At 65.8% G+C, this 10309-nt stretch carries 11 protein-coding genes; 6 read left to right on the top strand and 5 right to left on the bottom strand.

Going from position 1 to position 10309, the window contains the following annotated elements; translation table 11 throughout:
* Nucleotides 1-12: 12 nt before the first annotated feature.
* A complete protein-coding gene (locus tag BN977_RS28645; RefSeq protein WP_036403334.1) occupies nt 13-303 on the bottom strand; it encodes a hypothetical protein in 291 nt (96 codons plus the stop codon).
* A gap of 138 nt (nt 304-441) precedes the next feature.
* On the bottom strand, nt 442-1809 hold the full coding sequence (locus tag BN977_RS28640; protein ID WP_036403333.1) for a wax ester/triacylglycerol synthase family O-acyltransferase: 1368 nt from the start codon (nt 1807-1809) through the stop codon (nt 442-444).
* Nucleotides 1810-2057: 248 nt separating this feature from the next.
* On the opposite strand from BN977_RS28640, the gene BN977_RS28635 reads away from it, so the two are divergent.
* The 4 genes from BN977_RS28635 to BN977_RS28620 are packed head-to-tail and all read left to right on the top strand — an operon-like array spanning nt 2058 to nt 5077.
* Nucleotides 2058-2795, top strand: coding sequence for a Crp/Fnr family transcriptional regulator (locus BN977_RS28635; RefSeq protein ID WP_051561988.1), 738 nt, complete (start codon nt 2058-2060; stop codon nt 2793-2795).
* Nucleotides 2792-3709: a nitroreductase family protein gene (locus tag BN977_RS28630; protein WP_036404710.1), complete on the top strand. Its 918-nt coding sequence runs from the start codon at nt 2792-2794 to the stop codon at nt 3707-3709. The genes BN977_RS28635 and BN977_RS28630 overlap by 4 nt, the downstream gene beginning before the upstream one ends.
* Nucleotides 3706-4170 (top strand): hypothetical protein, encoded by a 465-nt coding sequence (locus tag BN977_RS28625; protein WP_234709682.1) that lies wholly within the window; start codon nt 3706-3708, stop codon nt 4168-4170. The genes BN977_RS28630 and BN977_RS28625 overlap by 4 nt, the downstream gene beginning before the upstream one ends.
* Before the next feature lie 34 nt (nt 4171-4204).
* Nucleotides 4205-5077: a universal stress protein gene (locus BN977_RS28620; RefSeq protein ID WP_084172699.1), complete on the top strand. Its 873-nt coding sequence runs from the start codon at nt 4205-4207 to the stop codon at nt 5075-5077.
* On the opposite strand, the gene ctaD is transcribed toward BN977_RS28620, so the two are convergent.
* Entirely contained in the window at nt 5060-6805 is a 1746-nt protein-coding gene (gene ctaD / locus BN977_RS28615; RefSeq protein ID WP_036403331.1) for an aa3-type cytochrome oxidase subunit I, read from the bottom strand. The two genes, BN977_RS28620 and ctaD, sit on opposite strands and share 18 nt — an antisense overlap.
* A 216-nt stretch (nt 6806-7021) precedes the next feature.
* Here ctaD and BN977_RS28610 point away from each other — a divergent pair, with 216 nt between their 5' ends.
* Complete coding sequence (locus BN977_RS28610; RefSeq protein WP_036403328.1) at nt 7022-7732, top strand: VIT1/CCC1 transporter family protein; 711 nt, start codon at nt 7022-7024, stop codon at nt 7730-7732.
* 10 nt (nt 7733-7742) lie between these two features.
* Here the strand turns inward: BN977_RS28610 and BN977_RS28605 are convergent, their stop codons facing one another.
* Nucleotides 7743-8483 (bottom strand): SDR family NAD(P)-dependent oxidoreductase, encoded by a 741-nt coding sequence (locus BN977_RS28605; RefSeq protein WP_036403325.1) that lies wholly within the window; start codon nt 8481-8483, stop codon nt 7743-7745.
* Nucleotides 8483-9619 (bottom strand): 3-ketosteroid-9-alpha-monooxygenase, oxygenase component, encoded by a 1137-nt coding sequence (locus tag BN977_RS28600; protein WP_036403323.1) that lies wholly within the window; start codon nt 9617-9619, stop codon nt 8483-8485. The genes BN977_RS28605 and BN977_RS28600 overlap by 1 nt, the downstream gene beginning before the upstream one ends.
* A 74-nt stretch (nt 9620-9693) precedes the next feature.
* Here BN977_RS28600 and BN977_RS31610 point away from each other — a divergent pair, with 74 nt between their 5' ends.
* The gene (locus BN977_RS31610; RefSeq protein ID WP_051561981.1) at nt 9694-10287 is read left to right on the top strand and encodes a TetR family transcriptional regulator; all 594 of its coding nucleotides are present in this window, start codon (nt 9694-9696) and stop codon (nt 10285-10287) included.
* Nucleotides 10288-10309 lie beyond the last annotated feature (22 nt).

Below are 10309 nucleotides of genomic sequence, written 5' to 3'. Positions count from 1 at the left end.
CCCCGGCGCGGTTCACTTCTCGTCGGCGTCTGTGCGGGTCAACGTACGGTCGGCACTGCGGATGAGCTTGCGATTGAATTGGTATTGGGCGGCCGCCAAGGTGTCGGCCAAGTCGACTGCCGCGTCGATGATCTTGGTCCGCAGGGGATGGACCGCCTCGGGAATCGCTTCGTCGAGGGTACGACTGAACTTGCGCAGCGCCTCGGCGGCCGCATGCTGGCCCGCCCGGGCGGATTCTCGAACCTCGTCGAACAGATCGACCGACTGAGTCGCCGGTGGCTGGGGTTTCGTGGTTTGGGTCATCGTGTTTCCTTCGAAAGGTGGACTTACCTACGCGGCCAACGGTATTCACCCTCCTGATCAGCCGATAGCGACGAAAGTCCCTACCTGAGGTGGCCGATGGTCCCGCGCTCGGTCACTATTGCGGTACCACCGCGCCGGCTACCGATGCGCTGCGAGGGCGGTGAGCCGCTGCACCGCCCGTTCGATGCCGCGTGCCAGCTCGTCGACATCGGAGGCGGCGTCATAGTCGGCGGTGATTCCGAAATACAGACCGTCGGCGTAACTCAGGATCGCGACTCCCGTACGCAGCTGCAGAGCAATCGGCGGTACCGGCAGGATACGCAGCACCCGGCAACCCATGATCTTGAGCCGGCGCCGCGGGCCCGGCACATTGGTTGCCAGCGTGACGACACCACGCTGCGGCAACCGCATGAGCATCCGTACCGCCCAGGCCGTCAGGGGGAAGGGCAACGCGCTCACCGCGCCCACGAAAATGCTCCCCGCTTCCCGCTGGCCTGTCCTCTTCGACCTCGCCAGTCGGCGGTGCACCGACTGGAGCTGTTGCACCGGATCCTGCTTCTCCACCGGAAGCAGCGGCAGCATCAAGGACACCCTGTTGTCGGTTCGCTCCAACGCATTATTGTCGCGGACGGATACCGGTACCAGCGTCCGAAGTGACGTTCGCTGCGGCTCGGTGCCACGACGCCGCAGGCCGTCCCGGTAACTGGAGGTGATGGCCGCCAAGGCCACGTCGTTGAGCGTGACGTCGAAGACGCTGGCGACCTTCTCGACGTCCCGCAGCCGAACCTGTGCGGCGCTGTAGCGCCGCATCGTGGTGACCGGGCCCCTCAAGGACGACCCGGCGGCCGGATCCAGCAATCCCATCGCGAGCTGCGCAGCCCCGGCCAGGGTCGTGGCCATCGCGCCGGGCAACGCGGCCGCGCCTCGCCACGCCGCATTCACCCAACCCAACGGGTTCAGGTTGATGCCTGCCGCCTTCGGACCGGCGTCGGCGTTCACCGCCGCGGCACGGATCTCAGTGGCGAAGGTCCCGCGATTTCCCTGATCGCTGAGCCCGGAAAGAACCTGCACGGTGGCGATTCCGTCGGCGATGCAATGGTGCATCTTCATCAACAATGCCCAGCGTCCGCCCTCGACACCCTCGATGATCCAGCATTCCCAGAGCGGCCGATCGCGGTCCAAGCGGCGTTCCATGACGTCGGCAACGAACCGGAACAGCGCCCCGTCGTCGCCACCGTGCGGAAGTGCCGCGCGGTGAATGTGGTGATACGGATCGAAATGTGGATCTGCTTTCCACTGTGGCGCAGCCAGATCCAGCCGATGCGTGAGCAAGACCTGCTGTAACCGTGCCACCTTCGCGACTCGGGTCGCGATCGAATCCGCGATGCTGTCATAGACCGGCATGGGGCCCTCGAGCACCGCCACGGCACCGAGGGCAAGGCTCACATGCCGGTCGGCATCCTCGGCTTCCAGAAATGCCGCATCCAAGGGGGACAACTGGTCCATGCAGTGACTCTTCGCCCAGGACCGACCCGCGCGTAGAGGCGAAGGTCCCGAATGGGTGAGGAGATACTCGGTACCCGACTGAGGACTTTGGACCCTCCTTTATGAGCCGACCCGCGATGCACGATGGTCTGCGGGAAGAGATCCGACACCGAAGGGACGGCCGCCGTGAAGAACACCGCCGAGCGAGTCGACCCATGAGTGTGCAGACCGATGGCAGCGCTGTCACCCGCCTTCATCCATTGATACCGATGCCGCGGGCGACGTGGGAGTCCGTCGTCATGCGCAGCTGGCTGTTCGACGGGCAGGGCACCGAGATGGCAACGCATCTCGCCGATATATGCGGTACCGCCTTTCACCTCGCGGACTTCCCTTCCGGTCATCGGCTGTTCGGTCAGGGTGAGCCCGGCGATCGGGTGTACGTGATCATCTCGGGCCTGGTCAAGATGTCCTGCACGGTGGCACACGGCAGCGAGGTGGTCCGCGACGTGAAGGGCCCCGGCGATGTTGTCGGAGAACTGTCGATATTCGACCCCGGCCCGCGGGGCGAGAGCGCGACGTGCCAAACGCTGGTACGGACGGGATGGCTGACCGGCTCGTCGCTACGGCGGTTGGCGCACCGGCATCCCGATCTCACCCAGCGGTGGTTACAGGCGCTCTCTCGTCAAGTGCAAGAACGCGAGTCCGAGATCGCCGACGTGGTCGCCGCCGACGTTGCGACCCGGGTTGCGCGGCAGATCGTCGGTCTCGCCGACCGATTCGGCCAGCACGTCGACCCGACCGTGCATGTGTATCACTCGCTCACCAGGCACGAGTTCGCCCAACTTGCCGGTGCCCGGCGCGAGGCCGTGAGCCAGGCGCTCGCCAAGTTCGTCGAGCGCGGTTGGCTCGTCACGACACCTGGCGGCTTCGACGTGTACGACTTGGACGCCCTGCGCCGCAGGGCACAAGGCGCCTTTCCGGATGTCCGGAGGAGGTGCCCGGCATGACCGGAACCGAACTCAAGGCACGGGTCCTGTGCGACGCGGTGGAGATGGCCTGCCGCGCACCGTCGCTCTACAACAGTCAGCCCTGGCGCTGGGTGGCCGAAGGATCTTCGACGCTTCACCTCTACGCCGACATCGGTCGAGCGCTGACCAACATCGATCCGCTCGGACGCGAGGTGTATCTGAGCTGTGGTGCTGCCCTGGATCATCTGGTGGTCGCGTTGTCGGCTTCGGGCTGGGAAGCCGAGGTTCAGCGATTTCCGAACCCGGATGTCCCGCTGCACCTGGCCACCATCCGCGTTCGCCCGGTGGCCGGTGAGGTATCGCCCCGGGCTTGTGCGCGTGCCGAGGCGATCTTGGCGCGCCGCACCGATCTGAACCACTTCCGCGCGCCGGCGGCCTGGCCGGACCTGGAGGTGAGGCTGCGCCAGACGGTCATTCCCTACCACGTCATGTTCGACACGGTGTTGACCGTCGACCGGCCTCAGCTGGCCGAAATGTCCAGGCTCACTGCGGAGATCCGGCACAACGACCACACCTTTGGGTCCGAGTTGGCCTGGTGGAGTCCGGATGGCGACCGCTCCGAGGTCGTGGTGCTGTCCACCTCCCACGAGGATTCCCACCACGACCTGCTGCGGTGTGGGGAGGCGCTCTCGGCCGTTCTGCTCGAGTGCACGCTGGCGGGCCATGCTTCCTGCACGCTCTCCCACATGACCGAGCTCGCTCAGCCCAGGGAACTGCTGCGTGCCTTGATCGGCCAGCGCGGCACCCCGCAACTCCTCATCAGGGTGGGTCGAGCCGGGGCGGAAGTTGATGGTGCATCGATGAGTTCGTCGTCCTGGCCCGTCACCCTGTCGCCGCGCAAGCCTCTTTCACATGTGATGGAGTTTCGGCCAGAAGGACACCCACCACCATGATGTCGCCAGCATCGTCACCGACCGCCGCCACCCGGGCCTTCGCCCGCGTTCTCGGTCCGTTCTTCGCCATCATCGCCGTCACCGTCACGGCACGCGGTTGGGACATGACGCATCTGCTCGACGACTTCGAATCCACGCCGGTCTGGTCGTGGGTGGTCGGCGCCTTCGTGCTGCTGGCCGGACTCGTGGTCGTTTCCCTACATCCGTACTGGCGTGGCTTCGCGGCGATCGTCGTGTCGCTGCTCGGGTGGATGATGGTGGTGCGCGGCGTCCTGCTGCTGGCCTTCCCTGCCGTCTTCGCCACGGTTGCCGAGCACACGATCGGCGCAGAAACCTTCTGGCGCATCGGTTTTGTAGTCATCGGTGTACTGGGCTTCTACCTGGCCCTGATCGGATGGATGCCGCAACGACCGGCCGCCGGTGTCCGTGCCGTCGGTGCCGGCTCCGAATCCACACGCTGACTGCCACATTCGATCCGATACAGGAGGACATCCGATGTCAACGTCCGTGACCAAGCCGATCATCGTCGGTATCGACGGATCCGCACAGGCCGAGAATGCGGCCCGTTGGGCGGTCGGTGAGGCGCTACGCCAGAACACCGCACTTCGCCTGGTCTATGTGATCCGCACCGATCTGACGGGCCCGCTGTCGGCCGACGAGTACCGGCAGAGAGTGGACGGCGCCAAGGATGCGTTGGAATCGGCGCGACGTGTCATCGATCAACACGACGCGGGTGTGACGGTGCAGTCGTCCATCGCAGAAGGCTCACCGTCCGGCGTGCTACTCGCCGAATCCAGCGACGCGGCGATGATCTGCGTCGGATCGTCCGGCATGGGCAGAGTGGCCCGGTCGGTGCTGGGTTCGACGGCGGCAACGCTCGCCGAACTGGCGGCCTGCCCGGTGGGGATCATCCGCCGTGACGAGGGCTCGCCCGCCGACGAGGCGCAGCCGTGGGTCATCGTGCCGGTGGATAGCCGAACGGATGACGATTCGGCTGTCGTCGCCGCTGCGTCGGCCGAGGCACGGTACCGGGATTGGCCGGTGTTGGCGGTCGGTGTGGCGCTCCATGGGCACGCTGCGCCACCTGAGAAGGCGCTGGACGACCTGGTGTCGGACTGGAAGCACCGATTCCCTGCGTTGCGCATCTACCCGATTTCCACGATTTCCGCGAGCACCGGCATTGCTCAGTTCCTCCATGCCAACCCGGATATCGGTGGCGTCGTGGTGGTCGAGGGTGTGCGGTCATCAGATATCGCATCGATCATGGGTGGCACCACGCACGCCGATCGCGCCGAGTTGGCGGTGCTGGTGGCACGCCAGAACGTGCCCCAGCAGTCGGTCGCTGCGGCTCTACCGCGGATGATCTGAAGTCAGTTGATCGGGCGCGCCGGATTGGTCGGTGTGCCCCGGCGCACGCACATGCGCCTCGGCGCGCATCCGCTCGACCATGTGCGGGTAGTGCAGCTCGAACGCCGGCCGCTCGGACCGGATCCGGGGCAGCTCGGTGAAGTTGTGCCGCGGCGGCGGGCACGAGGTGGCCCACTCCAGCGAGTTGCCGTAACCCCACGGATCGTCCACCACAACCGGTTCCCCGTAGCGCCAGCTCTTGAACACGTTCCACACGAACGGCAGCGTCGAGATGCCCAGGATGAACGCGCCGATCGACGAGACGACGTTGAGCGTGGTGAACCCGTCGGTGGGCAGGTAGTCGGCGTACCGACGGGGCATGCCCTCGTCACCGAGCCAGTGCTGCACCAGGAAGGTGGTGTGAAAACCGATGAACGTCAACCAGAAGTGCAGCTTGCCCCAGCGTTCGTCGAGCAGGCGGCCCGTCATCTTCGGGAACCAGAAGTAGATGCCCGCGTAGGTGGCGAACACGATGGTGCCGAACAAGGTGTAGTGGAAATGAGCCACCACGAAATACGAATCGGTGACGTGGAAGTCCAGCGGCGGGCTGGCCAGCAGCACGCCGGACAGGCCACCGAGCAGGAACGTCACCATGAAGCCCACCGCGAACAACATGGGTGTCTCGAACGTGAGTGTGCCCTTCCACATGGTGCCGATCCAGTTGAAGAACTTGATCCCGGTGGGCACCGCGATGAGGAACGTCATGAACGAGAAGAACGGCAACAGAACGGCTCCGGTGGCGTACATGTGGTGCGCCCACACGGCCACCGACAAAGCCCCGATCGCAAACGTCGCGTAGATCAGGGTGGTGTAACCGAAGATCGGCTTACGCGAGAACACCGGCACCACTTCGCTGATGATCCCGAAGAACGGCAGCGCGATGACATAGACCTCGGGGTGGCCGAAAAACCAGAACAGGTGCTGATAGAGGACCATGCCGCCGTTGGCGGGGTCATAGATGTGCGCACCCAGTCGGCGGTCGGCGGCGAGCGCGAACAGCGCCGCGGTCAGCAAGGGGAAGATCACCAGGACCAGTACCGATGTCACCAAGATGTTCCAGGTGAAAATCGGCATCCGGAACATCGTCATACCAGGGGCGCGCATGCACACCACCGTGGTGATCATGTTGACCGCACCCAGGATGGTGCCCAGACCGCCCACGGCAATACCCAGGATCCACAGGTCGGCCCCGGCGCCTGGGCTGTGCACGGCATCCGAGAGGGGCGTATAGGCGGTCCAGCCAAAATCTGCTGCGCCGTTGGGAGTGATGAACCCGGCAAGCGCAATCAGCGCGCCGAAGAAGAACAGCCAGAACGACAGTGCATTCAGCCGCGGGAAAGCGACATCCGGGGCGCCGATCTGCAGCGGCAGCACCAGATTGGCGAAGCCGAACACGATCGGGGTGGCGTAGAACAGCAGCATCGCCGTGCCGTGCATGGTGAACAACTGGTTGTACTGCTCGTTGGACAGGAACTGCAAACCCGGCCGCACCAGCTCGGCACGCATCAGCAACGCCATCAGGCCGCCGACCATGAAGAACATGAAACACGCGACGCAGTACATGATGCCGATCAATTTGTGATCGGTCGTCGTGATCAGCTTGTAGACCAGGTTGCCGTTGGGGCCCACCCGTTGCGGGAACGGACGCCGTGCCTCGAGTTCTCCGATCGGGGGTGCTTCGGCTACCACGCGGCCTTCTTTCCATGACGGCTTGGCGGCGGCACAGCCATGTCGCCGTGCTGACGCCCGAACACCTCAACCCTGCGCAACGGTGGCGACCGGAACTAGAGCACAAAGACCCTAGTTCCGGTCGCCGTGGTGGCGCAGTCGGCCGAACACCCTTGCCCGCCAACACTTTGGTGAGGCTACATTTGCTGGCAGAGCGGCTGTGCCTTGCATAATCTGATGGCCATGTCGCATCCCGCCGAGCCGCATACCGGCTCCGTCTCCTCGAAGCTGAACTGGCTGCGAGCCGGGGTGCTCGGTGCCAACGACGGAATCGTTTCCACCGCAGGCATCGTCGTCGGTGTCGCCGCGGCGACGGTGGAACGCGGCCCCATCCTGATGGCCGGTATCGCGGGGCTGGCGGCCGGCGCGGTTTCGATGGCGCTGGGCGAATACGTGTCGGTGAGCACGCAGCGTGACACCGAACGGGCCCTGTTGACCAAGGAGCGCAGCGAGCTGCGCGACGACCCGGCGGCCGAGCTGGAGGAACTCAAGCAGATCTATGCGGCGAAGGGCCTATCCGAGTCGACAGCCCAGGCGGTCGCGACCGAACTCACCGCGCACGATGCGTTCGCGGCCCACGTCGAAGCCGAACTCGGGATCGACCCGGACGATCTCACCAACCCCTGGCAAGCCGCCTTCTCCTCGGCGGCCGCCTTCATCACCGGGGCTCTGCTGCCGCTGCTGGCGATCCTGTTGCCCCCACCCAGCGCGCGGATCCCGGTCACCGTGGTCGCTGTCCTGGTGGCCCTCGCGATCACCGGCTCGGTGTCGGCACGCCTCGGCGGTGCGCCGCGGGGTCGAGCCGTTCTTCGCAACATCGTCGGCGGCGGTCTGGCCCTGGCCATCACCTACGCCATCGGGCTTCTCGTCGGAACGGTGGTGGGCTGAGTTCCCGCCGCTAGCCGGCAACCTTGCCGTTGTCGACGCGGTAGACCGCACCGTGGATGGCGGCCGCCGCATCGCTGGCCAGGAAGGCGATCATGTTGGCCACGTCCAGCGGTTGCATGAATCCGCGTGGCGCGGCGGAGCGCAGGATGAGGTCGAAGTCCGGATTCTCGGGTGGGCTGAACTGCTCGATCTGCGGGGTGAGCATCCCACCGGGGCACACGGCGTTCACCCGAAGGCGGTCCTTGGTGTACTCGACCGCGAGCGCTCGGGTGAGCCCGATCAGGCCGTGCTTGGCCGCGCAGTACCCGGCCGAGTACGCCTGACCTTCTACCCCGGCGATGGACGCGACGTTGACGATGTTCCCGCCGCGGTCAAGCAGATGCGGTAGGGCGGCCCGGCACAGCGACGCCGGGCCGGTAAGATTGACGGCGAGGTCTTCGGCCCAGTCCTCATCGGTCAGCGTTTCCGCGCGGCGCATCTGATGTCGGCCCGCCACGTTGACCAGAATGTCCAGGCCGCCCCACCGCGCGACGCACTCTTGCACCGCGTCGCGGCAGGCCTGCGCGGAGGTCACGTCGACGACGGCGTAGGAACCGTGGGGCACGTCGGCGAACACCTCCGCCAGGCGGGCGGCATCCCTGCCGATACCGAAAACGGTTGCGCCCTGGCGTGACAGCAGCCGGGCCGTCTCGGCTCCGAGTCCGGACGACGCCCCGGTGACGAACGCGACCTTGTGTTGCAGGTCGGCCATCACGCCCCGGCCTGCTGGAGATTGTCGGCCACTTCGCGCCGCCAGAATTCGTTGGCGTGCGTGGTGTCCACCTCCAACTCGAAGCGATCGGTCATATCGCTGGTGACATCGGCGAGATCGACGTAGAACTGCTCATACCAACGCCGGTGCTGATACACCGCGCCGTCCTCTTCGGTGAGCAGCGGGTTGTCGATGCGGCTCTTGTGCTTCCAGATCTCGACGTCCTCCAGGAAACCTTCGCCGAACGACCGGCTCATCGCCTTGGCGAGCTTGGCGGCGTTCTCCGGGGGCATGCCCGGGATCAGCTGCACGGCCACGCCCCACTGCAGGACGAACGAATCGTGGGTCACCGGGTAGTGGCAGTTGATCAGGGCCACCTCGATCGTGAAATCGGGCGCGACGTCGTTGTGCAGCCAGTTGATCATGTAGGCGGGCCCGAAGTAGGTGGCCTCCGAGCGCAGCTTTGTTCCCTCCCAGAGCTTTTCGTAGTTCTTGGTGGTGTCGGGGCGCGCCTTGGATTCCATGAACTGCGAGGCGGTGTGTCCCTCGATGACGTTCTTGAAGTAGGTGGGGTATGCGTGATGGATGTAGAAGAAGTGCGCCATGTCGACGTTGTTGTCGACGATTTCGCGGCAGTGCGAGCCCTCGATGAGGATCGAGTTCCAGGACCACGGTGACCACCGCCCCTCGTCGTAGCCGTCGATGGTCGGGGGGAACAGCTCAGCCGGGGGCTGGGAGCCCTCGGGGTCGTGCCATACCAGTAGCTGGCCGTTCACCTCACCCGTGGGCCAGCGCCGGGTACGGGCCAGCCGCGGAGTGCGTTTGGCGTAGGGCACCAGCGAGCACTTACCGGTCGCGCCGTCCCAGCGCCAGTCGTGAAACGGGCAGGCCACCGAATCGCCCTTCACCGAACCCTGCGACAGATCACCACCCATGTGCCGGCAATAGGCGTCGAGCACCTGGAGGCGGCCCTGCGAGTCCTCGAACACCACCAACCGGGTGCCGAACGCGTTGACGGCATGCGGCGTCCCGTCGCGGAAGTCCGCGGCCAGCCCGACGCAATGCCACCCACGCGCGAAGCGCTGCATGGGCCGACCGGTGTCGATCTCGCGGACGTCGTCGATGTCTGTCGTCATGGCGCCTCCTCAAGTCGTCCGGGGTAATTTAAGCACATTCGCTTATTTCGTGAGCCGTGATTACCATTCGGCTCATGAGGCGAGGTGAGCAAGCCCGGACCGCGATCTTGAATGCGGCCGAAGAACTGATCGCCGCGCGCGGCGCCCAGGTGCCGCTGCGCGATATCGCACTCGCCGCCGGCCAGCGCAACAACTCCGCGGTCAACTACTACTTCAGCAACCGGCAGGAGTTGATCGATGCCGTGGTGCGGCGCCGGCTCGAGCCGATGGAGCGCGAACGACGGCTCATGCTCGACGCGATCGGCCCCACCGCCGATGTCCACGCCCTGCTGCGCGTGCTGGTGCTCCCCCTGACGACCGTCGAGAGCGATTGTTACGCAACATTCCTCCGGGCCTCGGCGGTGTACTTGCCTACCGATACCGACGGGGCGCCAAACTCGGCCTGGGGTGAGGTGCTGGACCGCCTGGCCCGCGCGGTGCCGACCACAGACTCCTCGGCGCGGCGCCGCCGCATCGCGGCCCTCGGCACCACGATGTTCGCCCTGCTCGCCGAACGTGAGCGGTCGGCGGACTCGGTTGGCTCCGTCGACGAGATCGTCACCATGCTCGCCGCGCTGCTGACCGCACCGGCATCCGACCCCGTGGCGACCGCGGCTATCGTCGGCTGAAGAAGCACAGCGCACCCGAGAG

This window comes from Mycolicibacterium cosmeticum (assembly GCF_000613185.1).
Taxonomy (GTDB): domain Bacteria; phylum Actinomycetota; class Actinomycetes; order Mycobacteriales; family Mycobacteriaceae; genus Mycobacterium; species Mycobacterium cosmeticum.
Note: the sequence above shows the minus strand (reverse complement) of the source record. Positions and strands in the feature narration are given on the sequence as shown.

Excerpts from the sequence above, each read along its gene's own strand:
- BN977_RS28645 (WP_036403334.1), bottom strand. The coding sequence starts at position 303 with ATGACCCAAACCACGAAACCCCAGCCACCGGCGACTCAGTCGGTCGAT.
- BN977_RS28640 (WP_036403333.1), bottom strand. The coding sequence starts at position 1,809 with ATGGACCAGTTGTCCCCCTTGGATGCGGCATTTCTGGAAGCCGAGGAT.
- BN977_RS28635 (WP_051561988.1), top strand. The coding sequence starts at position 2,058 with ATGCCGCGGGCGACGTGGGAGTCCGTCGTCATGCGCAGCTGGCTGTTC.
- BN977_RS28630 (WP_036404710.1), top strand. The coding sequence starts at position 2,792 with ATGACCGGAACCGAACTCAAGGCACGGGTCCTGTGCGACGCGGTGGAG.
- BN977_RS28625 (WP_234709682.1), top strand. The coding sequence starts at position 3,706 with ATGATGTCGCCAGCATCGTCACCGACCGCCGCCACCCGGGCCTTCGCC.
- BN977_RS28620 (WP_084172699.1), top strand. The coding sequence starts at position 4,205 with ATGTCAACGTCCGTGACCAAGCCGATCATCGTCGGTATCGACGGATCC.
- BN977_RS28610 (WP_036403328.1), top strand. The coding sequence starts at position 7,022 with ATGGCCATGTCGCATCCCGCCGAGCCGCATACCGGCTCCGTCTCCTCG.
- BN977_RS28605 (WP_036403325.1), bottom strand. The coding sequence starts at position 8,483 with ATGGCCGACCTGCAACACAAGGTCGCGTTCGTCACCGGGGCGTCGTCC.
- BN977_RS28600 (WP_036403323.1), bottom strand. The coding sequence starts at position 9,619 with ATGACGACAGACATCGACGACGTCCGCGAGATCGACACCGGTCGGCCC.
- BN977_RS31610 (WP_051561981.1), top strand. The coding sequence starts at position 9,694 with ATGAGGCGAGGTGAGCAAGCCCGGACCGCGATCTTGAATGCGGCCGAA.